The sequence below is a fragment of the Robertmurraya korlensis NBRC 107688 genome (assembly GCF_001591645.1).
GTDB lineage: Bacteria > Bacillota > Bacilli > Bacillales > Cytobacillaceae > Robertmurraya_A.
On sequence record NZ_BCVH01000006.1, the window covers coordinates 92,268 to 118,267 of the forward strand.

The 26,000-nt window shown below is 39.7% G+C and carries 25 protein-coding genes; 24 read left to right on the forward strand and 1 reads right to left on the reverse strand.

Features of this window, described 5'->3' with window-relative positions; all coding sequences use genetic code 11:
- The first annotated feature begins 44 nt into the window (after window positions 1-44).
- The 17 genes from BKO01S_RS10655 to spoVM all read left to right on the forward strand — a co-directional run bounded on the left by BKO01S_RS10655 (window position 45) and on the right by spoVM (window position 17,667).
- A complete protein-coding gene (locus BKO01S_RS10655) occupies window positions 45-2,723 on the forward strand; it encodes a calcium-translocating P-type ATPase, SERCA-type (RefSeq protein WP_066053082.1) in 2,679 nt (892 codons plus the stop codon).
- A gap of 78 nt (window positions 2,724-2,801) precedes the next feature.
- Complete coding sequence (locus BKO01S_RS10660; protein WP_066053086.1) at window positions 2,802-3,677, forward strand: YicC/YloC family endoribonuclease; 876 nt, start codon at window positions 2,802-2,804, stop codon at window positions 3,675-3,677.
- 59 nt (window positions 3,678-3,736) lie between these two features.
- Entirely contained in the window at window positions 3,737-4,000 is a 264-nt protein-coding gene (gene remA / locus BKO01S_RS10665; protein WP_066053091.1) for an extracellular matrix/biofilm regulator RemA, read from the forward strand.
- Window positions 4,001-4,010: 10 nt separating this feature from the next.
- A complete protein-coding gene (gmk, locus tag BKO01S_RS10670; protein ID WP_066053094.1) occupies window positions 4,011-4,625 on the forward strand; it encodes a guanylate kinase in 615 nt (204 codons plus the stop codon).
- A 3-nt stretch (window positions 4,626-4,628) separates the two neighbouring features.
- Window positions 4,629-4,841, forward strand: a complete 213-nt coding sequence (rpoZ, locus tag BKO01S_RS10675; RefSeq protein WP_066053097.1) for a DNA-directed RNA polymerase subunit omega — start codon at window positions 4,629-4,631, stop codon at window positions 4,839-4,841.
- Between the two features lie 107 nt (window positions 4,842-4,948).
- Window positions 4,949-6,157, forward strand: coding sequence for a bifunctional phosphopantothenoylcysteine decarboxylase/phosphopantothenate--cysteine ligase CoaBC (coaBC, locus tag BKO01S_RS10680; RefSeq protein WP_066053098.1), 1,209 nt, complete (start codon window positions 4,949-4,951; stop codon window positions 6,155-6,157).
- The gene (gene priA / locus BKO01S_RS10685; RefSeq protein WP_066053102.1) at window positions 6,154-8,556 is read left to right on the forward strand and encodes a primosomal protein N'; all 2,403 of its coding nucleotides are present in this window, start codon (window positions 6,154-6,156) and stop codon (window positions 8,554-8,556) included. Before coaBC ends, priA begins: the two co-directional genes overlap by 4 nt.
- Before the next feature lie 66 nt (window positions 8,557-8,622).
- Window positions 8,623-9,108 (forward strand): peptide deformylase, encoded by a 486-nt coding sequence (def, locus tag BKO01S_RS10690; RefSeq protein WP_066053105.1) that lies wholly within the window; start codon window positions 8,623-8,625, stop codon window positions 9,106-9,108.
- Window positions 9,105-10,055, forward strand: coding sequence for a methionyl-tRNA formyltransferase (gene fmt, locus BKO01S_RS10695; protein WP_066053108.1), 951 nt, complete (start codon window positions 9,105-9,107; stop codon window positions 10,053-10,055). The genes def and fmt overlap by 4 nt, the downstream gene beginning before the upstream one ends.
- Window positions 10,052-11,398, forward strand: coding sequence for a 16S rRNA (cytosine(967)-C(5))-methyltransferase RsmB (rsmB, locus tag BKO01S_RS10700; RefSeq protein ID WP_066053111.1), 1,347 nt, complete (start codon window positions 10,052-10,054; stop codon window positions 11,396-11,398). The genes fmt and rsmB overlap by 4 nt, the downstream gene beginning before the upstream one ends.
- Window positions 11,399-11,402: 4 nt before the next feature.
- Window positions 11,403-12,488: a dual-specificity RNA methyltransferase RlmN gene (gene rlmN, locus BKO01S_RS10705; protein WP_066053114.1), complete on the forward strand. Its 1,086-nt coding sequence runs from the start codon at window positions 11,403-11,405 to the stop codon at window positions 12,486-12,488.
- Window positions 12,489-12,494: 6 nt separating this feature from the next.
- On the forward strand, window positions 12,495-13,256 hold the full coding sequence (locus tag BKO01S_RS10710; protein ID WP_066053117.1) for a Stp1/IreP family PP2C-type Ser/Thr phosphatase: 762 nt from the start codon (window positions 12,495-12,497) through the stop codon (window positions 13,254-13,256).
- The gene (pknB, locus tag BKO01S_RS10715; protein WP_066053120.1) at window positions 13,250-15,217 is read left to right on the forward strand and encodes a Stk1 family PASTA domain-containing Ser/Thr kinase; all 1,968 of its coding nucleotides are present in this window, start codon (window positions 13,250-13,252) and stop codon (window positions 15,215-15,217) included. Before BKO01S_RS10710 ends, pknB begins: the two co-directional genes overlap by 7 nt.
- 46 nt (window positions 15,218-15,263) lie before the next feature.
- Complete coding sequence (gene rsgA / locus BKO01S_RS10720) at window positions 15,264-16,145, forward strand: ribosome small subunit-dependent GTPase A (protein ID WP_066053124.1); 882 nt, start codon at window positions 15,264-15,266, stop codon at window positions 16,143-16,145.
- 2 nt (window positions 16,146-16,147) lie between these two features.
- The gene (rpe, locus tag BKO01S_RS10725; protein WP_066053127.1) at window positions 16,148-16,792 is read left to right on the forward strand and encodes a ribulose-phosphate 3-epimerase; all 645 of its coding nucleotides are present in this window, start codon (window positions 16,148-16,150) and stop codon (window positions 16,790-16,792) included.
- 61 nt (window positions 16,793-16,853) lie between these two features.
- The gene (locus BKO01S_RS10730; protein ID WP_066053131.1) at window positions 16,854-17,492 is read left to right on the forward strand and encodes a thiamine diphosphokinase; all 639 of its coding nucleotides are present in this window, start codon (window positions 16,854-16,856) and stop codon (window positions 17,490-17,492) included.
- A 94-nt stretch (window positions 17,493-17,586) separates the two neighbouring features.
- Complete coding sequence (gene spoVM / locus BKO01S_RS10735; protein WP_066053134.1) at window positions 17,587-17,667, forward strand: stage V sporulation protein SpoVM; 81 nt, start codon at window positions 17,587-17,589, stop codon at window positions 17,665-17,667.
- 187 nt (window positions 17,668-17,854) lie between these two features.
- Here the strand turns inward: spoVM and rpmB are convergent, their stop codons facing one another.
- Window positions 17,855-18,043, reverse strand: a complete 189-nt coding sequence (gene rpmB, locus BKO01S_RS10740; protein WP_066053137.1) for a 50S ribosomal protein L28 — start codon at window positions 18,041-18,043, stop codon at window positions 17,855-17,857.
- A gap of 317 nt (window positions 18,044-18,360) precedes the next feature.
- Here rpmB and BKO01S_RS10745 point away from each other — a divergent pair, with 317 nt between their 5' ends.
- From BKO01S_RS10745 to plsX, 7 genes are all read left to right on the forward strand, one after another.
- The gene (locus BKO01S_RS10745) at window positions 18,361-18,723 is read left to right on the forward strand and encodes an Asp23/Gls24 family envelope stress response protein (protein WP_066053139.1); all 363 of its coding nucleotides are present in this window, start codon (window positions 18,361-18,363) and stop codon (window positions 18,721-18,723) included.
- Window positions 18,724-18,806: 83 nt separating this feature from the next.
- Entirely contained in the window at window positions 18,807-20,483 is a 1,677-nt protein-coding gene (locus BKO01S_RS10750) for a DAK2 domain-containing protein (RefSeq protein ID WP_066053141.1), read from the forward strand.
- Window positions 20,484-20,647: 164 nt separating this feature from the next.
- On the forward strand, window positions 20,648-21,310 hold the full coding sequence (gene sdaAB / locus BKO01S_RS10755) for an L-serine ammonia-lyase, iron-sulfur-dependent subunit beta (RefSeq protein WP_066053146.1): 663 nt from the start codon (window positions 20,648-20,650) through the stop codon (window positions 21,308-21,310).
- A 63-nt stretch (window positions 21,311-21,373) separates the two neighbouring features.
- The gene (sdaAA, locus tag BKO01S_RS10760) at window positions 21,374-22,267 is read left to right on the forward strand and encodes an L-serine ammonia-lyase, iron-sulfur-dependent, subunit alpha (RefSeq protein WP_066053149.1); all 894 of its coding nucleotides are present in this window, start codon (window positions 21,374-21,376) and stop codon (window positions 22,265-22,267) included.
- Window positions 22,251-24,305, forward strand: coding sequence for an ATP-dependent DNA helicase RecG (gene recG, locus BKO01S_RS10765; RefSeq protein ID WP_066053151.1), 2,055 nt, complete (start codon window positions 22,251-22,253; stop codon window positions 24,303-24,305). The genes sdaAA and recG overlap by 17 nt, the downstream gene beginning before the upstream one ends.
- A 110-nt stretch (window positions 24,306-24,415) precedes the next feature.
- Window positions 24,416-24,979, forward strand: a complete 564-nt coding sequence (gene fapR, locus BKO01S_RS10770) for a transcription factor FapR (RefSeq protein ID WP_066053154.1) — start codon at window positions 24,416-24,418, stop codon at window positions 24,977-24,979.
- Between the two features lie 18 nt (window positions 24,980-24,997).
- Entirely contained in the window at window positions 24,998-25,990 is a 993-nt protein-coding gene (plsX, locus tag BKO01S_RS10775; protein ID WP_066053160.1) for a phosphate acyltransferase PlsX, read from the forward strand.
- The last annotated feature ends 10 nt before the right edge of the window (window positions 25,991-26,000 follow it).

Genomic DNA, 26,000 nt, shown 5'->3' on the forward strand with positions numbered 1-26,000 from the left:
CATTGCGAAAAGAGCCCAATCAAAAAGGAGGAAGGGATTGCCGGATGAAATTCCATGGGATGGAGAAAAAGGAAGTAGAAAAAGCCTTAAATACTGATTACATGGTCGGTTTATCTGAGGCTGATGCAGTAAATCGTATAAAACAACATGGATTCAACGAGCTAGAAGAAGGAGAAAAGCAGTCTGCTTTGATCTTGTTTTTTAGTCAATTCAAAGACTTCATGGTTCTTGTTTTATTAGCAGCGACGTTAATCTCGGGACTGTTAGGTGAGTATATAGATGCTATTGCCATCATTGCAATTGTCATTGTCAATGGATTCTTAGGCTTTTTTCAAGAGCGTAAAGCCGAGCGCTCCCTTCAGGCCCTAAAAGAGCTATCTGCCCCGCAGGTATATGTCTTAAGAGATGGTAATTGGGTCAAAGTAGTCTCAAGGGAGGTCGTACCAGGAGATATCATGCGTTTTTCCAGTGGAGACCGAATTGGGGCAGATGTGAGATTAATAGAAACCAATAGTTTAGAGATTGAGGAATCTGCATTAACAGGAGAATCGTTACCTGTCCAAAAAACAGATAGCAAACTCCAAGAGGAAAACCTAGGTCTCGGTGATATGGAAAATATGGCCTTTATGGGCACTATGGTAACAAGGGGTAGCGGTGTAGGTGTTGTCGTTGGAACCGGAATGAAAACAGCAATGGGCCAAATCGCTGACCTGTTACAAAATGCTGAAACGATGGAGACCCCTCTTCAAAGAAGATTAGAGCAATTAGGGAAAATTCTTATTACGGCAGCTCTATTATTAACCGTTTTAGTTGTTATTGCTGGGGTTGTTGGTGGACACGATTTATATACGATGTTTTTAGCTGGAGTATCTTTAGCGGTGGCAGCCATTCCTGAGGGGCTTCCGGCTATTGTAACGGTTGCCTTGTCACTAGGAGTTCAACGAATGATAAAGCAAAAAGCGATTGTTCGAAAACTTCCTGCTGTTGAAACCCTAGGCTGTGCATCTGTCATTTGTTCAGACAAAACAGGCACGATGACACAGAATAAAATGACCGTTACCCATTTATGGAGCGGGGGAGAGGTTTCCCAAGTAGGTGGGGTTGGTTATGAGCCTAGAGGAGAATTTTATCGTGGGGATCATAAGGTTTCGATTAAAGAAGAAAAAGCACTTCAGCAAATGTTAATGTTTGGAATGCTTTGTAACCACGCTGAAATAACTCAAAAAGACAATGAATATGTTATTGACGGAGATCCTACAGAAGGTGCGCTTCTTGTCTCAGCATTAAAAGCTGGGTTTACTAGAGACGTATTACAAAAACAATTTGAATTAGTAAAAGAATTTCCGTTTGATTCCTCCCGTAAAATGATGAGTGTTGTCGTAAAGGATACGAATGGAAGACAATTTATTGTCACTAAGGGTGCCCCTGACGTCTTAATTTCAAAAAGTGAATCAATCCTCTGGGAAAATCGACGACAATTTATGTCTCGTGACATGGAGGATAAAGTGAAAAATGCCATTGAAGGGTTAGCATCTCAAGCGTTACGTACAATCGCGATTGCTTACCGTGAGATCACACCGGGAACAATCATACTTGATGAGGAAGAAGCGGAAAAAGATCTAACGTTTATCGGGCTTCAAGGGATGATTGATCCTCCAAGACCAGAAGTGAAGCTTGCAGTAAAAGAGTGTAAGGAAGCTGGTATTAAGACGGTAATGATCACAGGAGATCATATCATTACAGCCAAGGCGATTGCAAAGCAGTTAGGCATATTAACGCCAAAGAGCAAGGTGCTGGATGGAAATGCACTAAATGAAATGTCAGTAGAAGAGCTAGAAGAAGTTGTTGATGACGTTTCTGTATTTGCACGCGTTTCACCTGAACATAAGCTGAAAATTGTAAAGGCCCTTCAAAGCAGAGGTCATATTGTTGCGATGACTGGTGATGGTGTTAATGATGCGCCAGCTATAAAGGCAGCAGATATCGGTGTGGCAATGGGAATTACCGGTACTGATGTGGCAAAAGAAGCATCTGCGTTAGTTCTTCTTGATGATAATTTTGCGACGATTAAAGCAGCCATTAAAGAAGGAAGGAATATATACGAGAACATTCGTAAATTTATTCGTTATCTTCTTGCCTCCAATGTTGGTGAAATATTAGTGATGCTGTTTGCTATGCTGCTAGCTCTTCCATTACCTCTAGTACCGATTCAAATTCTTTGGGTTAACCTTGTAACGGATGGTTTACCGGCTATGGCATTAGGACTTGATCAGCCAGAGGAAAATGTAATGAAGCGTGGTCCACGAAGTCCTAAAGAAGGGGTATTTGCTAGAGGGTTAGGCTGGAAGGTTATCTCCCGAGGCTTCTTGATTGGAATTTCCACATTGCTAGCGTTTATGATTTCGTATAATGAAAATCCAAATGATTTAGTTCATGCACAAACGGTTGCTTTTGCCACTCTTGTGTTAGCACAACTGATTCATGTTTTTGATTGCCGTAGTGAAAAATCGGTATTTTCAAGAAACCCATTTGGAAATATGTATCTTGTCTGGGCGGTTATTTCGTCATTAGCACTAATGCTAGTAGTTATGTACTATCCACCATTACAGCCAATTTTCCATACCGTTCCACTGGCTCTTCGTGATTGGTTATTAGTCATAGGTTTTGCATCAATCCCAACTTTTTTATTAGCAGGTTCATTTTTGGCAAGTAAAAATAAATAAAGTATGTTATAATCCAAAAGGTGATAGAGAAAGCTCTATTACCTTTTTCTATACTCAGGAAAGTATGGGGTGTTGGGTTTGGTAAAAAGCATGACAGGCTTTGGTAGAAGCATCCGCAGCAATGAACATATCAAGGTAACTGTTGAGGTTAAAACGGTAAATCATCGCTTTGCAGAATATCACTTCCGAATACCTAGAAGTATCTCTAACTTCGAGGATAAGCTGAAAAAGAAGCTAAATGAATACATAAAGAGAGGAAGAATTGAGGTCTTTATCGCCGTTGAAGGTGAGGGACTTACGAATCGAAAACTCTCAGTTGATTGGAATCTCTTACAGGACTATCTTCAGTACATAAAGGAAATACAGGATCGCTTCCAAATTCAGGAGGAAGTTCCATTAAAAGATATACTTAAACGAGACGAGATATTTAGCATTGAAGAGCAAGAATCTGGCAACGAGTATATGGAAGAACTTGTGTTGGATGCTTTGCTTGAAGCTGCTCAATTTTGTGTAAATATGCGTGAAGCCGAAGGGAAAGCATTGCAACAGGATATTCGCTCCCATATTGAAAAGATACAATCAACGGTTGAAGCACTAAGACAATATGCGCCGACTGTCACTCTGCAATACGCGAATCGATTAAAAAAGAGAATTCAAGAATACGTAGACCTACAGCTGGATGAAATGAGAATTGTGACGGAAGTTGCCATTTTTGCAGATAAAGCCGATATCAACGAAGAGCTAACAAGACTCGATAGTCATATTGTCCAATTTAATCGCTTCCTAAATGATCAAGAGCCTGTTGGAAGAAAGCTTGATTTCCTTGTTCAAGAGATGAATAGGGAAACAAATACGATTGGTTCGAAAGCAAATGACGCAAAAATAGCAGCTGAAGTGGTAGAGTTAAAAAGCTTAATTGAAAAGATTAAGGAGCAGATTCAAAATATTGAGTAGCTCTTGGTTTAGAAAAGCTTTAGGAAGGTAAAAATAATTCTTATGATTGGAGGACAATCATGTCAATTAAACTAATAAATATCGGTTTTGGAAACATCGTTTCTGCAAATCGAATTATTTCTATTGTTAGTCCCGAATCAGCTCCGATAAAGAGAATTATTCAAGATGCTAGGGATCGTGGTTCGTTAATAGATGCTACATATGGACGTAGAACTCGTGCAGTAATTGTGATGGATAGTGACCATGTCATTCTTTCGGCGGTTCAGCCAGAAACGGTTGCAGCACGATTAAATGATAAAGATGATATTATTGATGAAGGGTAGGAAAAGATTCATGCAAGAAAAAGGGTTATTAATTGTACTATCTGGACCCTCAGGAGTAGGAAAAGGTACGGTAAGAAAAGAGGTTTTCTCACAACCTGATACCGCCTTTGAATACTCTATTTCAATGACTACCCGAGCTCCAAGAGAAGGGGAAGTTGATGGAGTTGACTACTTCTTTAAGTCTAGAGAAGAATTTGAACACCTGATTAAAGAGGAAAAGCTTCTTGAATATGCCGAATTCGTGGGCAATTATTACGGCACACCAGTTGATTATGTGAGACAAACATTAGATAGTGGGAAAGATGTATTCTTGGAAATCGAAGTACAAGGTGCGAGACAGGTTCGGAAGAAATTCCCAGATGGTCTTTTTATTTTCCTCGTTCCACCAAGTTTATCTGAGTTGAAAAATCGGATTGTCACACGTGGTACGGAAACAGAGGATGTTATCAACAATCGGATGAATGCAGCACGAGAAGAATTAGAAATGATGCATTTATATGATTATGTTGTGGAGAACGACCAAGTCGACAGAGCTGTTGATAGAATTAAAGCGATCGTCATTGCTGAGCATTTACGTCGTGAACGTGTAGAACCTAGATACAGAAGAATTTTGGAGGTAGATTAATCCATGTTATATCCATCAATTGATTCATTAATGACAAAAATTGACTCAAAGTATTCACTAGTTTCGGTTGCTGCCAAAAGAGCACGAAAGCTACAACAAGGGGAAAACCTGCACTTAGATAAGTATGTTTCACATAAGCAGGTTGGAAAAGCTTTAGAAGAAATTCATGCCGATAGACTTACTTACCGTATCGTAAAAGACGAATCAGCTGAATAAAGACGGGAACAACCTAAATTTTAGGTTGTTTTTTGTTTTAAAGATGCAAATGAAGATTTGTTCTTGCATAATGGAGGAAAGATGTTTATCGAACGGAGGTTTTTTCTGTGAGAGGAAAGAAGATTTTACTATGTGTTACTGGGGGAATTGCTGTTTTTAAAGCAGCAGCTCTAACAAGCAAGCTCACTCAAGCTGGGTTTGAGGTAAAGGTGATTTTAAGTGAATCGGCTTCAAAATTCGTGACACCTTTAACCTTTCAGGCACTTTCGAGAAACGATGTACATATGGACACGTTTGATGAAAAGGACTCAAAGGTAATTGCCCATATTGATTTGGCCGATTGGGCAGATTTAATTGTGGTTGCGCCGGCTACTGCTAACGTAATTGGAAAACTTGCCAATGGGATTGCTGATAATATGATCACTACGACCTTACTTGCAGCGACTGCTCCTGTATGGATTGCCCCTGCAATGAATGTTCATATGTATGACCATCCAGCAGTAAAAAAGAATTTAGAAACACTACGTAGCTACGGATATGGATTTATCGAGCCTGGCGAAGGCTATTTAGCATGTGGGTATGTTGGGAAAGGCAGAATGGAAGAACCAGAGACCATTATTGAGAAAATAACTGAATTTTTCCAGCCTGCAGATACTCCTTTTAAGGATAAAAAGGTTCTGGTAACCGCAGGACCAACTAGGGAAAGAATTGATCCGGTCCGCTATATTACCAATTTTTCATCAGGAAAAATGGGGTATGCCATTGCCGAGCAAGCAAGGGATTTGGGGGCGGAGGTTACTCTTATATCAGGACCTGTTTCCATTCAGCCACCACCGGGAGTAAAAATCATCTATGTGGAAAGTGCACAGGACCTGTTCGAGGCAGCGATTGCTCAATATGAATCTAGCGATTTAGTCGTTAAAACGGCTGCAGTTGCGGATTATAAGCCCAAAAGGGTAGCTAATCAGAAAATTAAAAAGCAGGAAGGCGACGAAAACATCGAATTAGAAAGAACAAAGGATGTTTTATTTGAGCTTGGAAAAAGAAAAAGACACCAAGTATTGGTTGGTTTTGCTGCGGAAACAGATCATGTGGAAGAGTACGCCATGAAAAAGCTCGAGAAGAAAAATGCAGATATGATCGTGGCTAACAATGTGACAGAAGAAGGATCTGGTTTTGGGACAGATACGAATAAAATAACGATCTACAAGCGGGATGGTCATTCTATTTCCTTGCCTTTAATGACCAAGCAAGAGGCAGCCAAAACCCTTCTACTAGAGGCTTTGAAGCTGTTACCAAAAGAGGAAGCTAAATGATTGCCAGTGTCATAGTGGATGTGCCAGCTAAACAAACCGACAGACCATTTGATTATCGGATCCCAGAACATTTAGAAGGGATCATTATACCCGGGATGAGGGTAGTTGTTCCGTTTGGCCCACGGAGAATCCAAGGCTTTGTTATTTCAATTCAGGAAAGTTCGGAATTTGAGAAGCTAAGGGATATTATAGCTCCTATGGATATCGTTCCGGTATTAAATGAAGAGTTATTACAGCTAGGGGATTGGTTATCTAAAGAAACGCTTTGTTACCGAATTTCTGCCTACCAGGTCATGCTCCCCGCAGCACTAAAAGCTAAATATGAAAAGAGGATACGAGTAACAACTGATATAAATTTGTTACCACAGGTCCTACAAAGGGTGTTCGGAAAGAGTCTGATTGTTAATTTTGATGGTATTGATAACGATGCATGGAAAGCCTTGCAAAAAGAAATATCCTCTGGCCATGTTGAATTTATATATGAAGTAAAGGAACGAGTAAATAAAAAAAAGCGCAAGTATGTTATGCCAGATGTGAGTGAGAAGGAACTGGCCGATTCACTTAAGCTTATATCCATTCAGGCAACCAAGCAGAGGGAGATCATCGAGTTTTTCATAGAGAATCCCGCCCCATTTCCCATGCAACTATTAATGAACGAACTTACTACCTCCTCTTCAGCTATAAAGGGTCTCGTCAAGAAAGGGATATTAAAGGAAGAAGAGGTGGAAGTGTACCGAGATCCTTACGAAAATCGTGTATTTGACCGGACACAACCATTAGCGTTAACCTCAGAGCAAAAAAATGCGATTGCCCCTGTTTTACAAACGATTGAAGAAGATCTCCATAAAGTATTCTTACTTTATGGAGTAACGGGTAGTGGAAAAACGGAAGTGTACTTACAGTCGATTCAACGGGTATTAGAGAAGGGAAAGGAAGCAATCGTGCTTGTTCCAGAAATCGCCTTAACTCCACAAATGGTGAAAAGGTTTAAGGGAAGGTTCGGGGATGAGGTGGCTGTCATGCACAGTGGGCTTTCTACCGGAGAAAAATACGATGAGTGGCGTAAGATTCAAAGAAAAGAAGTGAAGGTTGTGGTAGGAGCAAGATCTGCCATTTTTGCTCCATTTGAAAATCTCGGAATTATTATAATTGATGAGGAGCATGAAACGAGTTATAAACAAGAAGAAAATCCTAGATACCATGCAAGAGACGTTGCGATCCAACGTGCAAAAAAGTATGGATGTCCCGTTGTTCTAGGAAGTGCAACTCCAGCGCTTGAATCCTTTGCTAGGGCTAAAAAAGGTGTGTATGAGTTATTAACATTACCTAGCCGGATGAATAGTGGTCCGATGCCTCATGTTGAAGTAGTAGATATGCGGGAGGAGCTCCGTGAAGGTAACCGGTCAATGTTTTCTAGGATATTAATGGAAAAATTAAAAGACCGTCTCGAAAAGCGAGAGCAAACCGTATTGTTTTTAAACAAACGTGGACATTCCTCTTTTGTTATGTGTAGAGATTGCGGATATGTCGTTAACTGTCCCGATTGTGATATTTCACTAACCTATCATCGATTTAGCGAAAGAATGAAGTGTCATTATTGCGGTTATGAATCCCTTGTTCCGACCAACTGCCCGGAGTGTCAGTCTGAGCATATCCGTTATTTTGGGACGGGTACTCAGAAAATTGAAGAAGAACTTGGCAAGGTATTACCTGAAGCAAGGGTGATTCGAATGGATGTGGACACGACTTCGAAAAAAGGGGCACATGAAAAGCTGTTAACCGAATTTGGTGAAGGAAAAGCAGATATTCTGTTAGGGACTCAAATGATAGCAAAGGGATTGGATTTTCCCAAGATTACGCTGGTAGGAGTTCTTTCAGCGGATACCATGCTGCATATCCCTGATTTCCGATCTTCTGAGAAAACCTTTCAGCTATTAACACAAGTTAGTGGGAGAGCTGGAAGACATGAGCTAACGGGAGAGGTTATTGTACAAACCTATACCCCTGAGCATTACAGTATTCAGTTTGCAGCCCAGCAGGACTATGATCTGTATTATGAAAGGGAAATGCAAATAAGGAAACTTCACCATTATCCCCCTTTCTACTATATATCACTGATTACAGTAAGCCATGAGAATTTGATGAAAGTAGTGTCGGTAACAGAAAAAATTACCGGATATGTACGTAATAGTCTATCCCCAGAAGCGATTGTTCTTGGGCCGGTTGCCTCACCGATTCCTCGAATCAAAAATAGATATAGATACCAATGTTTGATAAAATACAAACGTGAGCCACAGTTAGGTCGTGCAATTAAAACTGTACTTGATCAATATCAGCATGAATCTGCAACAACCGGGTTAACCATTTCTACAGACGTGAATCCTTATATTCTCATGTAGTGGGTTATGAAGAGAGTTGTTTTCGTAGAGAATAGTGATAAATATTAAAAAATCGGAGGAAGTATTTTGACAGTAAAAAAGCTAGTTACTCACCCTGCAGAGATTCTTGAGCAAGAATGTGAGAGAGTAACGGTATTTGATAAAAAACTAGAAAAGCTACTAAATGATATGTATGAAACGATGATTGAATTTGATGGGGTAGGTCTTGCAGCACCTCAAATTGGTCTAGCGAAACAAATTGCTATCGTGGATATAGACGATGAGTCAGGTACGATTGAATTAATTAACCCAGAAATAGTAGAAGTATCCGGTGAACAAACAGGTCCAGAAGGGTGTCTAAGTTTTCCTGGAATATACGGGGAGGTAACAAGACCGTATTTTGTAAAGGTAAAGGCTCGAAACCGAAAAGGAAAAGCATTTGTGATTGAAGCAGAGGACTTCTTAGCACGTGCCATTCTCCATGAAATTGATCATCTCCACGGCATTTTATTTACGTCCAAAGTAACCAGGTATTTAGCTGAAGAAGAGTTAGAGGGAGTCGAAAGCGAATGACAAAAATAGTGTTTATGGGTACTCCTGATTTTTCAGTTCCCGTATTAAGAAGTGTAATAGAAGCTGGATACGAAGTGATTGGTGTAGTGACTCAACCAGATCGCCCAGTTGGAAGAAAAAGAGTGCTTACTCCACCTCCGGTTAAAGTAGAAGCAGAGAAGCATGGAATTCCTGTCCTTCAACCGGAAAAAATTCGTGTAAGAGAGGACTTGGATCAAGTATTAAGCTTGAAGCCAGACTTAGTTGTGACGGCAGCATTTGGACAAATCCTACCGAAGGAGCTATTAGAAGCGCCACCGCTCGGTTGTATTAATGTACATGCTTCCCTTTTACCAGAATTGCGCGGAGGGGCACCCATCCATTACTCAATTATTCAAGGAAAAGAAAAAACAGGAATCACAATAATGTATATGGCAGAAAAGCTTGATGCGGGTGATATTTTAACGCAAGTAGAAGTGCCTATTACAGAAACAGATACGGTTGGTTCTTTACATGATAAGCTTAGCGTTGCAGGCTCGCAATTATTGTTAGATACATTGCCAAAGCTGATTAGTGGGAAACTAGAACCGATTCCCCAGAATGAGAATGAAGCAACGTTCGCGTATAATATAAAGCGCGAGGAAGAGAAAATTGATTGGTCAAAAACAGGTGAAGAAATTTACAACCATATCAGAGGCATGAATCCATGGCCAGTAGCATACACGTCCCTTTCCGATTCAGTGATGAAACTTTGGTGGGCAACAAAAGTAAAGTCGATGAAAAAGGACAATCCGGGAGAAATCATAGCTATTGAGGAAGATGGTTTTGTTATTTCAACAGGAAATGATACGGCAATAAAAGTGCTTGAACTCCAGCCTTCTGGTAAGAAGAAAATGACAGCAGGTCAATTTTTACGTGGGGCAGGTTCGTATTTAAAGGTTGGAGATAGTATAGGAGTTAGCGAATGACAAAAAAATTAAATGTTCGAGAAAGTGTTGTAACCATTCTAGAGCAAATTGAAAAAAATCAATCATATAGCAATCTGCTTTTGAACAATGTGATTAAAAAGAATCAAATTGCACCGAAGGATATTGGATTGTTAACGGAATTAACATATGGAACATTACAGAGAAAAATGACTCTTGATTATTACTTAGAGCCATTTATTAAAAATCCCAAGAAGCTAGAAAACTGGGTCGTGCAGGTACTACGAATGACCTTGTATCAAATGCTTTATTTAGATAAAATTCCTGATCGTGCAGCCATTCATGAGGCTGTGGAAATTGCTAAAAAGAGAGGTCATAAAGGAATATCTGGAATGGTGAATGGTGTTCTCCGCTCTTTGCAAAGAGAAGGGATTAGAGATATTAATGAGATCAAGGATGAGGTAGAGCGATTGTCCATTGAAACCAGTCACCCTATTTGGCTTGTCAGAAGATGGACCGAGCAATTTGGGTATAATAAGGCAAAAGAGATGTGTGAGATCAACTTAACCGCACCGATGCAAACAGCTCGAGTGAATACAAATAAAATTACAAGGGAAGCTTGCATCAAGAGACTTTCAGAAGAAGGCTTCCTTGTCGAGGAAAGTGTGGTTGTACCTGAAGCAATCAAATGCCTAAAAGGAAATCTTGCTCATTCGGAGAGTTTTAAAGAGGGTCTGATTACCATTCAGGATGAAAGCTCTATGCTTGTGGCATATGCATTAGGAACTGAACAAAATGAAACCATCTTAGATGCGTGTGCGGCACCAGGTGGCAAGACTACCCATATCGCTGAAAAACTTGAGGAAACAGGACAAGTTATCTCTTTAGATCTTCATGAACATAAGGTGAAACTAATTAATGAAAATGCCACTCGACTTGGATTGAACAATATAGAAACCAAGGCGATGGATAGCCGCAAGGTACAAGAAGAGTTTGAAGGTAAGACGTTTGACCGTATTTTGCTTGATGCCCCATGTTCTGGTCTTGGTGTAATGAGAAGAAAGCCAGATATGAAGTACACAAAAAAAGAAGAGGATTTAACTCGTCTTCAGTCGATTCAGTTACAATTATTAGACTCTGTAACCCCACTATTAAAGCCAGGTGGAACATTAATCTACAGTACATGTACGCTAGACCGTTCCGAAAACGATGAGGTAGTAGAGGCATTTTTACAAAAGCATACAGAATTTGAGGGAGACGATTCAGTCATTGAAAGAATGCCTAAGGCTATTCAGCCGCTGATGACAGATTTTCAGCTACAAATTTTCCCACAAGATTTTGGCTCAGATGGATTTTATATTGCAAGTTTAAGGAAGAAGGTATAAAGAAATGGAACAGACAACTATTGAAAAAGAACAAACATCAGTAAAGAAACCATCCATTTACTCTGTAGAATTACATGATTTAAAAGCATGGTTAGTAGAGCAAAACGAAAAGGCGTTTCGTGCCGAGCAAATTTTTGATTGGTTATATAAAAAGAGAGTGACTTCTTTTGAGGACATGTCCAATCTTTCAAAAACTTTACGGGAATCACTAGAAAACCATTTCACACTAACTACGCTAAATACACTTATTCAACAGCAATCATCAGACGGTACAATTAAGTTTTTATTTGAGTTACATGATGGATACTCGATTGAAACGGTCCTCATGAGACATGAGTATGGAAATTCAGTGTGTGTAACGACTCAAGTCGGTTGCCGTATCGGTTGTACCTTCTGTGCATCAACATTGGGTGGACTAAAGCGAAATCTAGAAGCAGGGGAAATTGTTGCTCAAGTAGTAAAGGTACAGCAAGCTTTGGATGAAACAGATGAAAGAGTAAGCTCCGTCGTTATTATGGGAATTGGAGAGCCTTTTGATAATTACAATGATATGCTCTCATTTTTAAAAATTATTAACCATGATAAGGGACTGAATATTGGGGCAAGACATATTACCGTATCGACTAGTGGGATTATCCCGAAAATCTATCAGTTTGCAGATGAAAACATGCAAATTAATTTTGCGATTTCTCTTCATGCACCAAATACGGAGATCCGAAGTCGTTTAATGCCGATCAATCGTGCGTATAAGCTTCCTGATTTAATGGATGCCGTACGTTATTATATTGAGAAGACAGGCAGACGAATAAGCTTTGAGTATGGGCTATTTGGTGGAGTGAATGACCAGGTTGAACATGCGGAAGAGCTAGCAAAGCTAATTAAGGGAATTAAATGTCACGTAAACTTAATTCCGGTAAACTATGTACCAGAAAGGGATTATGTTCGCACACCTAAAGATCAAATTTTTGCTTTTGAAAAAACGTTAAAAAATCATGGAGTAAATGTAACAATTCGTAGAGAGCACGGTCATGATATTGATGCAGCATGTGGACAACTTCGTGCAAAGGAACGAAAAGAAGAGACGAGGTGACAATAGGTGAAAGCGGTATTTAAAACGGACCGGGGACGGATTCGCCAGCATAATGAAGACAGTGGCGGAATCTTTATCAACCGTGATGGACAGTATTTATGTGTGGTTGCGGATGGAATGGGTGGACATCGAGCAGGAGATGTCGCCAGTTCCATGGCAATTCAGCATTTAGAAGAAATGTGGAAGGAATCCAGTGGAATTGAGACTGCCTCACACGCAGAGGATTGGTTAAAGCAAAGTATTCCTCATATCAATCAATTAGTATTCCAGCATTCGCAGGAACATGCTGAGTGTGAAGGGATGGGGACAACGGTTGTTGCTGCCATTGTTACTCCATTATTTTCAACCGTACTGAATATTGGGGATAGTCGCTGTTATATATTAAATGACTCAGGTTATCAGCAATTAACAGAAGACCATACACTTGTAAATGAGCTTGTTAGAACTGGACAAATTTCAAGAGAGGATGCAGAACATCATCCTCGTAAAAATGTTATTTTACGAGCTCTTGGAACGGAGCAAGAAGTAAAAATGGACATTCGGACCATCATGTTTGAAGAAGGAGATGTCCTCCTTTTATGCTCGGATGGTCTTTCGAATAAAGTTTCAACGGATGAAATGGTAGGCATATTAAAAAATGATGAAAAATTAGAGGAAAAGGCAACCACTCTCATCAACCTTGCGAATGAGCATGGTGGTGAGGACAATATTACCTTAGTCATTTTACAATTTGACGTTGGCAATGATTGGGGTGGGGATGCATGCTAATCGGGAAGCGTTTAAGCGGTCGCTACAAAGTGCTTGAGATGATTGGCGGTGGTGGTATGGCCAATGTTTATCTAGCGCATGATATGATCTTAGATCGAGACGTGGCTGTTAAGGTACTAAGACTTGATTTTTCGAATGACGACGAATTTATTCGCCGCTTCCACCGAGAAGCACAATCAGCTACTAGCTTGGCTCATCCGAATATTGTTAGTATATACGATGTTGGTGAAGAAGATTCTATCTATTATATTGTTATGGAGTATGTGGAGGGGCAAACTCTCAAACAATACATACAGCAACAGCTTTCTTTACATGTAGCTGATGCCATTAATATCATGAAGCAGTTAACCTCAGCTATTTCGCATGCTCATCAAAATCACATTGTTCATAGAGATATTAAACCACATAATATTTTAATTGATCGTGAAGGGAATGTGAAAATTACTGATTTTGGTATAGCGATGGCAATGAGTGCGACAAGTATAACACAAACAAATTCTGTACTAGGTTCTGTTCATTATTTATCTCCTGAACAGGCAAGAGGGGGAATGGCAAACCGTAAATCGGATATCTATTCTCTTGGGATTGTCATGTTTGAGTTGTTAACAGGTAGGCTGCCATTCTCAGGCGAGTCGGCCGTCTCTATAGCATTAAAACACTTACAATCGGAGACCCCTTCTTTGAGAAGATGGAATCCAAAAATTCCACAAAGTGTGGAAAATATTGTCTTGAAAGCGACCGCTAAGGATCCTTTTCATCGGTATGATAGCGTAGAAGACATGGAGATGGATTTGGTAACAGCCCTTGATCCAGATCGAATCGATGAACCAAAGTTCACTCTTCCGATCGATGATGATGCTACAAAGGCCATTCCAGTCATTACTGCGGATCAGTATCAAACGTTGGATGAGACACTCGTACATAGTAAGGAGCATCCTGTTCTTCAGCAGACACCTGATAAAGGTGATGATAAAAAGAAGAAGAAAAAGAAGAGAAAATGGCCCATTGTGCTCGTATCAATTTTTCTCACATTGGTTATTCTTGCAGTCTTAACTGTAACCGTATTGCCTTCTTTATTAGGACCAAAAGACGTGCTTGTTCCTGATGTTTCTGGAAAAGAGCTAGATGAAGCAATGGAAATCCTACAGGAGCAAGGGTTGAAAATTGGTGACACGATTGAGGTTACAGATGAAGAAATAGAGGAAGGACTCATTATAAAAACAAACCCTAAGGAAGGGAAAACGGTTAAAGAAGGGCAGGAAGTGGATCTTTATTTAAGTATAGGTAAAGAGAAATGGACATTGCTAGACTATACCGGGCGCCAATATGATGATGTCATTGATCTATTAAATGCAAGGGGCTTTAAAGACATTACCAAAACCGAGGTTTACGATGACACGGCTCCTGTGGGCCAAATCATCTCTCAAAGTCCATCGAGCGGGGAAGAAATTATTCCAGCAGATACGGAACTAGAATTTACCGTTAGTAAGGGGCCCCAGTTAATAAAGCTCAAGGATCTCTCGGGGTATAATGAAAAAGGAATCCAAGAGTATTCACATTCCTCTGGTTTGTTTGTTGAGATCGCAAGTGAGGGTGAATTTAGTGATACGGTTGCGGAAGGGACAGTTATGTCGCAAAAGCCTGCTGCAGGCACAGATTTACAAAAAGGATCGAAAGTGACCGTAGTTCTTTCTAAAGGGAAAAAACCGACTCCTAAGGAAGTTCAAAGGGAAATTACCATTCCTTATCAGCCGTTAGTAGAAGGAAATCCACAAGTTGTCCAAATCTATATCGAGGATATGGATCATAATATCACAGAACCGGTAGAAACCTTTGAAATTACAAAAACAGAAACTAAAACCATTAAGTTAATTATCGCTCCTGGTGAGCAAGCCATTTACAAAGTTCAAAGGGACGATGAAGTTATCGATCAAGAAACAGTTCCATACCCTTCAAACTAATGGAGATAGGAACTAGTCGTTCACATTCTGTTAAAGGAGTGTATATATGCCAGAAGGCAAAATTATTAAAGCGTTAAGTGGGTTCTATTATGTTCTTTCAGATGATGATCAAGTGATTCAGTGCCGAGGAAGAGGGGTATTTCGCTTAAATAAAGTGACCCCTCTTGTAGGTGATGAAGTTGTTTTTCAGGCTGAAAATGAATCTGAGGGATATATTTTAGAGGTAAAGGATCGAAAGAACGAGCTGGTAAGACCACCTATTTCTAATGTTGATCAGGCGATATTAGTGTTTTCTGCTGTTGAGCCTGATTTTAGTACCTCTTTGCTCGACCGGTTTCTTGTTTTAGTTGAATTTAATCGAATCAAGCCTATTATTTGTGTAACGAAAATGGATTTAACAAGTGATGATAGAAAAAAGATCGAAATGTATCGTGATCAATATATGAAGGCTGGTTATGAAGTCATATTAACTTCGTCAGAAACGGAGGACGGGCTAGAGCAGCTGCTTCCGCATTTAAAAGGAGTCATATCCGTGTTTGCTGGTCAGTCAGGTGTTGGAAAGTCATCGCTTTTAAATGCGATTCGACCTGATCTAGAATTAAAGACAAACGATATATCCTCCCATTTAGGTCGAGGGAAGCATACAACGAGACATGTGGAATTAATAAAGGTTGGGGAAGGGTTAGTTGCAGATACTCCTGGTTTTAGTTCACTGGAATTCACTGACATTGAGGTGGAGGACTTAAACTATTGTTTCCCTGATATTGAAAAGTTAAGTGAAGACTGTAAGTTTCGTGGATGTATTCACTTAAAGGAACCTAAATGTGCGGTAAAGGAAGCGGTGAATAACGGAGAGCTTCCTGTATATCGATATGAGCATTATGAGCTTTTTGTTCAAGAAATCAAAGAGAGAAAGCCGAGGTATTAACTATGGTGAAAATTGCACCTTCCATACTATCCGCTGATTTTTCAAAATTGGGAGAAGATATTAAAGATGTAGAACGTGGAGGAGCCGACTATATCCATGTCGATGTCATGGACGGACATTTTGTTCCGAACATAACAATTGGCCCTTTGGTCGTAGAAGCGATTCGTCCAATCACCAAGCTACCGCTTGATGTTCATTTAATGATCGAAAATCCTGATCAATATATTGAGGCGTTTGCAAATGCAGGGGCAGATTATATTACGGTTCATGTAGAAGCATGTAAGCATCTCCATCGGACTGTGCACTACATTAAATCCTTTGGAGTAAAGGCAGGAGTCGTCCTTAATCCTGCAACACCTGTTCAAACAATTGAGCATGTGATTGATGATATTGATATGGTACTATTAATGACTGTAAATCCTGGCTTTGGAGGTCAGAAATTTATTGAAGGAGTCCTTCCAAAGATTAGACAGGTAAAAGACCTTGTAGATAAAAAAGGGCTATCCGTTGAAATCGAAGTGGATGGTGGAGTGAACGAGGAAACGGCAAGAAAGTGTGTTGAAGCAGGGGCGACTGTTCTTGTGGCTGGTTCGGCTATCTACAACGAAAAGGATAGAAAAAAAGCGATAGAAAAAATTAGAGGGTAAATAAAAGAAAGGCTAGCTTTTTAAAAGCTAGCCTTTCCTTGATTAGTAGGAGGTTCTTAGAATGGAGATCAATATTTTAGCTGGTGGTCCATTAAACCATATCCCTTCTCTTCACGAATACAGTGGGGAGTGGATTGGTGTCGATCGTGGAGTTCTTACATTAATAAAAGAAGGAATATTTGTTGATAAAGCTTTTGGTGATTTTGATTCTGTGAAAAGAGAAGAGCTTGCGTTAATCAAAAAACAGGTAGGAGAATTACATACATTTTCACCAGAAAAAGATGAAACCGATATGGAACTTGCGATAACTTGGGCGATCAAACAATCCCCCGAAAAAATACGAATTTTTGGTGCTACTGGTGGAAGGTTGGATCATTTCTTTGCAAATGTACAGCTACTTTTTTCACCGGTGCTATTACATGAAGGGATTCCTATTGAAATCATCGATTGCCAAAACATGATTTCATTAATCCAAGCAGGTACACATAAAATAGAAGCAAATAATAAGTACACATATATTTCTTTTATTCCTTTCCATGGCGAGGTAGAGGGCTTAACCCTTGTTGGTTTTAAATATCCATTAAATGAGCGTCATATTCCGATCCATTCCACTCTATGTATTAGTAATGAACTAATTTCTGATATTGGTACTATATCTTTTTCGAAAGGCATATTAATGGTGATAAGGAGTCGCGATTAAAACTTCCTTATATTGAGTACTTATTTTTATATTTTGAATAGGATAATGAGAGTTCTTAAACTTGTTCATGCGTGAGATGGTGAGGAGGGACATAATGAGATTTTACACGATTAAATTGCCGAAAATTTTAGGCGGCATTGTCCGCGCGATGTTGGGTACGTTCAAAAAGGGCTAGACCAAAAGGGGAATTTGTGACACGTTTTCAAGAAAGACAACCTTAAAAATCAATCTACACCGATGGAAGATTTGCATCGGTGTATTTTTTTTTATAAATATTTAAAAGTCTATTTCTAAAGTTTAATGGGAAGGCTAATTTTAAAAGGAAAATGAAAAAGAGCATCCAGATGGATACTCTTTACACATTATACGCGTTCAACTTTACCTGATTTAAGTGCTCTTGCAGAAACCCAAACACGCTTTGGCTTTCCGTCTACAAGAATACGTACCTTTTGAAGGTTAGCACCCCAAGTACGCTTGTTAGCGTTCATAGCATGAGAACGTGCGTTACCTGAACGAGTTCCTTTACCTGTTACAACACATTTACGTGGCATATACATTTCCCTCCTTACTATCAAAGGTGAAGCATTATTTGTTCATCTTTAAAATGCAATGTAAAATTGCTTTCAAGTTTTATTTAATGTGAAAATAGCGGATTGTCCGTTTTTCAAGCATTAAAAGATACTTTAATAATTTATCATACAAACATTAGGAATGCAACAGTTGTAACAAAAGGTTTCAAGAAAATTTCCTTGACATAGGTAAAATCTTAATGCTCTATTATAAGTGCGGGGAATATGACTTTTAAATTTGAAGTCCTTATAGTAAAATGACTGTAGTTAAGGAGCAAATTCCAAAGGGGGAAGCATTTATGTCCATTGAACTGAAAACAAATTTCGGACAAATTGATATCTCAAATGAAGTAATTGCAACAATCGCTGGAGGAGCAGCTGTTGATTGTTACGGTATAGTAGGAATGGCTTCAAAACATCAACTTAAAGATGGCCTTACGGAAATATTAAGAAGAGAGAATTTTACTCGAGGTGTCATTGTTCGTCAAGAAGATGATGAAGTACATATTGACATGTATATAATTGTTAGCTATGGTACAAAAATTTCTGAGATTGCTCACAATGTACAATCTAAAGTGAAATATACCTTAGACAAAACAGTTGGCCTTGCGGTTGACTCGGTTAATATTTACGTTCAAGGTGTTCGCGTCACGAACCCGTAAGTTATATGTGTTGCTCTAGGACGCTTTAGGCTTCCTTGAGCAGTACGTTCGTAGTGACGAACATTAGTGAGGAGGAAAGACTTGTGTCAATTAAATCTTTAGATGGAAAACGTTTCGCTGAAATGGTGCTACAAGGAGCGAATCACTTGTCCTCTAATGCAAAATATGTGGATGCACTAAACGTGTTTCCCGTTCCAGATGGTGATACTGGAACAAATATGAACTTATCGATGACTTCTGGAGCAAAGGAAGTTAAAAATAATGTTCAAGACCATCTTGGGAAGGTAGGGATTGCCCTTTCCAAAGGATTGTTGATGGGTGCACGAGGAAACTCTGGTGTTATTTTATCGCAGTTATTCAGAGGGTTTTCAAAAGCAATCGAAACGAAATCTAGCATCAATGCATTTGAATTTGCCGCCGCTCTTGATGCGGGAGTTATTACTGCTTATAAAGCAGTTATGAAGCCTGTTGAAGGAACGATCCTAACAGTTGCTAAAGACTCTGCGAAACATGCTGTAGAGGTAGCAAAAAAATCAGATGATATTGTTACTATTATGGAAGAAGTGGTTGCTGAAGCGAAGGCTTCCCTAAAGCGTACACCGGATCTTCTACCTGTTTTAAAGGAAGTAGGAGTAGTTGATAGTGGCGGACAAGGACTTGTGTTTGTCTATGAAGGCTTCTTAGCGGTACTTAAGGGAGAGAAATTGCCTGAAGGTCCTACTCTAGCATCCTCAATGGATGATCTAGTGAACGCAGAACATCACAAGAGTGTACAAAGCCACATGAACACTGAAGATATTGAGTTTGGCTATTGTACTGAATTTATGGTGAAGCTTGATGAGAAGAAACTCCAATCAAAATCATTTAGCGAGCAAGTCTTCCGTCAGGATTTAAGTCAGCACGGTGACTCTCTATTGGTTATTTCTGATGAGCAGCTCGTAAAAGTACATATTCATGCCGAGTATCCGGGAAATGTGCTAACGTATGCACAAACCTATGGAAGCTTAGTGAATTTAAAAATTGAAAATATGCGTGAGCAGCATACGAATTTGTTGTCCGGTTCGAATGATACTCAAAGCGTACCTGCAAAGTCGAAGGAAAAGCTGGAGTACGGGATTGTAACCGTTTCTATGGGCTCTGGGATCGCAGACTTATTTAAAAGTATTGGTGCACATGCGGTAATTGAAGGTGGACAAACGATGAATCCAAGTACGGAGGATATCGTTAAGGCAATTAAAGAAGTAAATGCAAAGAAAGTAATTATCTTGCCTAATAACAAAAACATCATCATGGCAGCTGAACAAGCGGCTGAGGTAACAGAGGAAGATGCAATTGTTATCCCTTCTAAAACTGTACCACAAGGAATGTCTGCTCTTCTTGCTTTCAACCCAGGTGCTGACCTAGAGGGTAATAAAGAGGGGATGACAGAAGCGTTACAAAATGTAAAAACAGGCCAAATTACGTATGCAGTTCGTGATACAAGTATCGATGGTTTAGAAATTGAAAAAGATGACTTTATGGGAATTGCGGATGGAAAGATAGTTGTGAAGGATAAAGACAAGGTAGCCTCTGCAACGAAACTCCTAGATCAGCTTCTTGATGGAGATTCAGAAATCTTGACAATCTTAAAAGGTGAAGATGCAACAGATGCGGATGTAGATGCAATTGTCCAGTTTGTTGAAGCTAATTACGGTGATGTTGAAATCGAAATACATGATGGAAAACAACCGTTATATGCGTTCATTTTCTCAGTTGAATAATGTTAATGGAAGCATGGCTAGAGCTGTGCTTCCTTTCATTTGAAAAAAATAATTTGTAGATAGTGGAAATAGAAGAAACTACAAGCTTTTTTCATACAATAATGTATAATACAATGTGGGAAACGTTAGGTTAAAATGAGTATTCTCCACAAGGGGGAAAAGTAATGAAGTACAAAAGTGTTTTTGATATTATTGGTCCGGTAATGATTGGTCCTTCCAGCTCACATACAGCCGGGGCAGCTCGAATTGGTAGAGTAGCCAGAAGTCTTTTTGGCCGTGAACCAAAGTGGGCAAAGATTTCCTTTTACGGCTCTTTTGCACAAACATATAAGGGACATGGGACAGACGTTGCTATCATCGGTGGGCTATTAGATTTTGATACATTTGATGAACGAATTATAAGTTCCATTTCTATTGCTCAAACAAACGGAATGGAAATTACCTTTATTGAAGAAGAAGCAATTCCAAATCACCCGAATACGGCCAAGGTGTTCATTGGTGATGAGCATGGAGAGTTAGAGTTAGTAGGAATCTCCATAGGCGGTGGCAAAATAGAAATCATTGAATTAAATGGATTTGAGCTTAGGTTATCGGGTCACCACCCTGCCATTCTAGTGGTTCATAATGACCGTTTTGGTGCGATTGCAAGTGTTTCTAATATCTTAGCTTCACACGAACTAAATATTGGACATATGGAAGTGTCAAGGAAAGAAAAAGGGATGCTAGCGCTAATGACGATTGAAGTGGATCAAAATATTGACGACTCAGTTATTAAAGAATTAGAAGCGCTTGACCATGTGGTGAAAGTTGCTAAAATCGTTGATTAGAAGAGAAAAATTATGGTAACGCTTTCAAAAATAGATTATTAGAACGCAGGGAGAGTGTACATCATGTTTCGCAATGTCGCAGAGCTAGTAGAGCTCGCAAGTACACAAAATAAAAAAATATCAGATATCATGATTGAACAGGAAATGGAAGTTACTGGTCGATCAAGAGAGAAAATTCTTGAGCAAATGAATGTGAACTTGACGGTAATGGAGCAGGCGGTTGAACGTGGACTTAAGGGAGTGACATCTCATTCGGGTCTCACTGGTGGAGACGCCGTTCTTCTTCAAAAATATATTCAATCAGGAAAGTCATTATGTGGAGACACGATACTAGATGCGGTCTCAAAGGCAGTAGCGACAAATGAAGTCAATGCTGCAATGGGTACAATTTGCGCAACACCCACCGCTGGGTCAGCCGGTGTGGTTCCCGGAACATTATTCGCCGTAAGAGATAAACTAAATCCTACTAGAGAACAGATGATCTCTTTCCTTTTTACATCTGGGGCTTTTGGGTTTGTTGTTGCTAACAATGCTTCCATTTCAGGAGCTGCTGGAGGGTGTCAAGCAGAGGTTGGATCTGCTGCTGGGATGGCTGCAGCTGCTATTGTAGAAATGGCTGGCGGGACTCCTGCTCAATGTGCAGAAGCTATGGCGATTACATTAAAAAATATGTTAGGATTAGTATGTGACCCCGTTGCAGGTTTAGTAGAAGTCCCTTGTGTGAAACGTAACGCAATGGGAGCTGCTAATGCAATGGTGGCAGCGGATATGGCACTAGCAGGAATAACTAGTAGAATTCCTTGTGATGAAGTGATTGATGCGATGTATAAAATCGGTCAAACGATGCCTACCGCTCTTAAAGAAACGGCGCAGGGAGGGTTGGCGGCAACTCCGACAGGTCGCAGACTGGAAGCGAAGATTTTCGGAATACCGCATGTTCATGGAGAACAACAATAACGTAAAGCAATCCGTTACAGCTGTAAAAGGTATAGGTGCTGAGTCAGCACAAAGTCTAGCAGCCATGGGAATAGAGACAATCGAAGACTTACTTGAATATTTTCCATATCGTTATGAAGACTATCGCCTGCGTGATTTAACAGACGTAAAGCATGACGAGAGGATTACCGTAGAAGGGAAGGTTCATAGTGAGCCTTCTCTTATGTATTATGGGAAAAAGCGATCAAGACTGACCATAAGATTATTAGTCGATAGATACTTAATCCAAGTCGTATTTTTTAACCAGGCATATTTAAAAAGTAAGTTTCAAGTAAATGAATTAGTTACAGTAACCGGCAAATGGGATCAGCATCGTCAAATGATCACAGCCTCTCAAGCAAAAGTAGGATCAAACGAATCAGAAAAAAAGTTTGTACCTGTTTATAGTGTGAAAGGGGATGTAACGGTAAAAGGTCTTAGGAGATTTATTAATCTAGCATACTCCCAGTACGGAAACGATATAAGAGAAACGCTGCCAGAAAAAATGATTACCAAATATAAGCTTGGAGACCGGAAGGAAGCGCTGCTTTCCATGCATAATCCAGTAAACGAGGATGATGTAAAAAAGGCCCGAAGAAGGTTTGTGTATGAAGAATTTTTGTATTTTCAATTAAAGATGCAAGCTTTACGGAAATTTGAAAGAGAGAATTCAAAGGGGCTTTCTCAAAACTATGAATTAGATACAGTAAAGCAGTTTATTGATAATCTCCCATTCCCACTTACAAATGCACAAAAACGAGTGGTGAACGAGGTGTTAAAAGATCTAAAATCTCCCTACCGAATGAATCGTTTGCTGCAAGGGGATGTAGGTTCTGGCAAAACCATCGTTGCTGCCATTGCTCTTTTTTCGAGTTATACAGCTGGATATCAAGGTGCTTTAATGGTGCCGACAGAAATTTTAGCTGAGCAGCATGCTGAATCACTAAAGACATTGCTAGAGCCAGTTGGATTGTCAGTTGAATTATTAACGAGTTCGGTAAAGGGGAAGAGGCGTCGTGAAGTCTTAGAAAGATTAAAAAACGGTGAAATACACATTTTAATCGGGACACATGCGTTAATCCAAGATGAAGTGGTTTTCGCTAAATTGGGGCTTGTCATTACAGATGAGCAGCATCGATTCGGTGTAGAACAAAGAAGGATACTAAGAGAAAAAGGTGAAAACCCAGATGTACTCTTTATGACAGCTACTCCGATTCCTCGTACTCTAGCGATTACCGTGTTTGGAGAAATGGACGTATCGATCATTGATGAAATGCCAGCCGGTCGAAAGGCGATTGAAACGTATTGGGCAAAAGCAGAAATGCTTGATCGTGTTCTCTCATTTATGGAAAAAGAGCTTCGAAAAGGACGACAAGCTTATGTCATTTGTCCACTTATTGAAGAGTCGGACAAGCTGGATGTACAAAATGCAATTGACGTTCATGTTGCCCTACAAACATACTTTCAAAATCGTTATCAAGTTGGTTTGATGCATGGTAGACTTGGTTCGGATGAGAAGGATGAAGTGATGAAAGCTTTCAGCTCAAATCAATATCAAGTACTTGTATCAACTACTGTCGTAGAGGTGGGAGTAAATGTCCCGAATGCAACGATGATGGTTATTTATGATGCAGAAAGATTTGGGTTAGCACAGCTTCACCAGCTACGTGGACGTGTGGGAAGAGGAAGTGAACAATCGTATTGTGTGCTTCTGGCTGATCCAAAAACCGAGGTTGGAAAAGAACGTATGAAAATTATGACAGAGACAAATGATGGCTTTGTCGTAAGTGAGAAGGATTTGGAGCTTCGAGGTCCTGGTGATTTCTTTGGCCGTAAACAAAGTGGCCTACCGGAGTTTAAGGTAGCTGATATGGTTCATGACTACCGAGCGTTAGAAACCGCTCGAAACGACGCCATGGTCTTAATAGAATCAGAAGAGTTTTGGAATGCGGATGAATACGTGGAGCTCCGTTCAAAGCTTGCTGATTCTGGTGTGCTGGAAAATGAAAAATTAGATTAAATTTACTATGATAAAAGCAGTATTGCAAAAAAAGTTTGTTGCATTCTGCTTTTTAGTTTTATATACTACTATTAGTACCTAGTCTTAATACTTCGGACGGTGTTTTACATATGAGAAAAAGTAAAAAAGAACGTCAACGACTTTTAATAGATACGATTAAAGAAAACCCGTTTATTACCGATGAAGAGCTTGCTGAACAATTTACGGTTAGCGTACAAACCATTCGGTTAGACCGGTTAGAGTTATCGATCCCTGAGCTACGGGAAAGAATAAAGAATGTCGCAGAGAAGCGATTTGATGATGAAGTCCGTTCTTTACCAATCGATGAAGTAATTGGTGAGATTATTGATATTGAGCTTGATCAAACAGCAATTTCTATTTTTGATGTCAAGCATGAGCATGTGTTTAAAAGAAATCAAATCGCAAGGGGTCATCATGTTTTTGCTCAGGCAAATTCTCTAGCTGTAGCAGTGATCAATGATGAACTTGCTTTAACAGCAAAGGCAAACATACAATTTACCAGGTCTGTAAAAGAAAATGAACGAGTCATTGCAAAAGCAAAAGTGTTACGAATTGATGAAGAAAAGGGTAGAACCCTTGTGGAAGTCAATAGTTTTGTGAATAATGAACTAGTATTTACTGGTACGTTTGAAATGTATCGTTATAAAAAATGACATAAGGAATGAGTAACGATGAAACTGGCCATTGATGCAATGGGAGGCGACCACGCTCCAAAAGAGATCGTTCTAGGAGCGATAAAGGCCGTTCAAGCATTTGATGATTTACATATATGTCTAGTTGGTGATGAAGCAAAAATTAAGGAGCATCTCGCACCACACGACAGAATATCGATTTTACATACTGAAGAGGTTATTTTAGGAACTGATGAGCCTGTAAAAGCAGTGAGGCGGAAAAAGAATTCATCCATGGTTTTAGCCGCGAAGCTTGTTGCTGATGGGGAAGCGGATGGTTGTATATCTGCTGGTAATACAGGGGCTTTAATGGCGACAGGTTTGTTCGTAGTAGGACGTATTGAAGGAATTGAAAGACCAGCACTAGCTCCAACCTTACCGACAATTGGTGGGGAAGGGTTTCTTTTGCTTGATGTCGGTGCAAACGTTGATGCAAAGCCTGAGCACTTATTGCAAAATGCAATTATGGGTTCCATCTACGCTGAAAACGTAAGAGGTGTAAAGAATCCAAGAGTAGGTCTTTTGAATATCGGAACAGAAGAGAAAAAAGGAAACGAGTTAACAAAGCTTGCCTTTGATTTGTTAAAGGAAGCTCCAGTGAACTTTATTGGAAATGTTGAGTCTAGGGATTTGCTTGAGGGTGTTGCTGATGTTGTAGTCACTGATGGTTTCACAGGAAATATGGTACTAAAGACCATTGAGGGTACGGCATTATCTGTATTTAAAATGCTTAAATCGACATTATATAGCTCTCTGAAAACGAAGCTAGCAGCGGCTGTTCTAAAGCCAGACCTCATGCAATTAAAAGCGAAGATGGATTACTCGGAGTATGGTGGTGCGGGCCTGTTCGGACTTAAGGCACCTGTCATTAAAGCCCATGGATCGTCTGACGCAAACTCAGTATTTAATGCAATTAGACAAACTAGAGATATGGTGAATAAAAAGGTTGCGCCTACGATTAAAGAGGCCATATCAAAATACACAGAAGCTTGAGAGGAGTAAC

Coding starts and splice junctions, on each gene's coding strand:
- spoVM (WP_066053134.1), top strand. CDS start 17,587: ATGAGATTTTACACGATTAAATTGCCGAAAATTTTAGGCGGCATTGTC.
- gmk (WP_066053094.1), top strand. CDS start 4,011: ATGCAAGAAAAAGGGTTATTAATTGTACTATCTGGACCCTCAGGAGTA.
- rpoZ (WP_066053097.1), top strand. CDS start 4,629: ATGTTATATCCATCAATTGATTCATTAATGACAAAAATTGACTCAAAG.
- recG (WP_066053151.1), top strand. CDS start 22,251: ATGGAGAACAACAATAACGTAAAGCAATCCGTTACAGCTGTAAAAGGT.
- plsX (WP_066053160.1), top strand. CDS start 24,998: ATGAAACTGGCCATTGATGCAATGGGAGGCGACCACGCTCCAAAAGAG.
- rsmB (WP_066053111.1), top strand. CDS start 10,052: ATGACAAAAAAATTAAATGTTCGAGAAAGTGTTGTAACCATTCTAGAG.
- fmt (WP_066053108.1), top strand. CDS start 9,105: ATGACAAAAATAGTGTTTATGGGTACTCCTGATTTTTCAGTTCCCGTA.
- fapR (WP_066053154.1), top strand. CDS start 24,416: ATGAGAAAAAGTAAAAAAGAACGTCAACGACTTTTAATAGATACGATT.
- rpmB (WP_066053137.1), bottom strand. CDS start 18,043: ATGCCACGTAAATGTGTTGTAACAGGTAAAGGAACTCGTTCAGGTAAC.
- priA (WP_066053102.1), top strand. CDS start 6,154: ATGATTGCCAGTGTCATAGTGGATGTGCCAGCTAAACAAACCGACAGA.
- BKO01S_RS10655 (WP_066053082.1), top strand. CDS start 45: ATGAAATTCCATGGGATGGAGAAAAAGGAAGTAGAAAAAGCCTTAAAT.
- rlmN (WP_066053114.1), top strand. CDS start 11,403: ATGGAACAGACAACTATTGAAAAAGAACAAACATCAGTAAAGAAACCA.
- sdaAA (WP_066053149.1), top strand. CDS start 21,374: ATGTTTCGCAATGTCGCAGAGCTAGTAGAGCTCGCAAGTACACAAAAT.
- sdaAB (WP_066053146.1), top strand. CDS start 20,648: ATGAAGTACAAAAGTGTTTTTGATATTATTGGTCCGGTAATGATTGGT.
- BKO01S_RS10730 (WP_066053131.1), top strand. CDS start 16,854: ATGGAGATCAATATTTTAGCTGGTGGTCCATTAAACCATATCCCTTCT.
- remA (WP_066053091.1), top strand. CDS start 3,737: ATGTCAATTAAACTAATAAATATCGGTTTTGGAAACATCGTTTCTGCA.
- BKO01S_RS10745 (WP_066053139.1), top strand. CDS start 18,361: ATGTCCATTGAACTGAAAACAAATTTCGGACAAATTGATATCTCAAAT.
- rpe (WP_066053127.1), top strand. CDS start 16,148: ATGGTGAAAATTGCACCTTCCATACTATCCGCTGATTTTTCAAAATTG.
- rsgA (WP_066053124.1), top strand. CDS start 15,264: ATGCCAGAAGGCAAAATTATTAAAGCGTTAAGTGGGTTCTATTATGTT.
- pknB (WP_066053120.1), top strand. CDS start 13,250: ATGCTAATCGGGAAGCGTTTAAGCGGTCGCTACAAAGTGCTTGAGATG.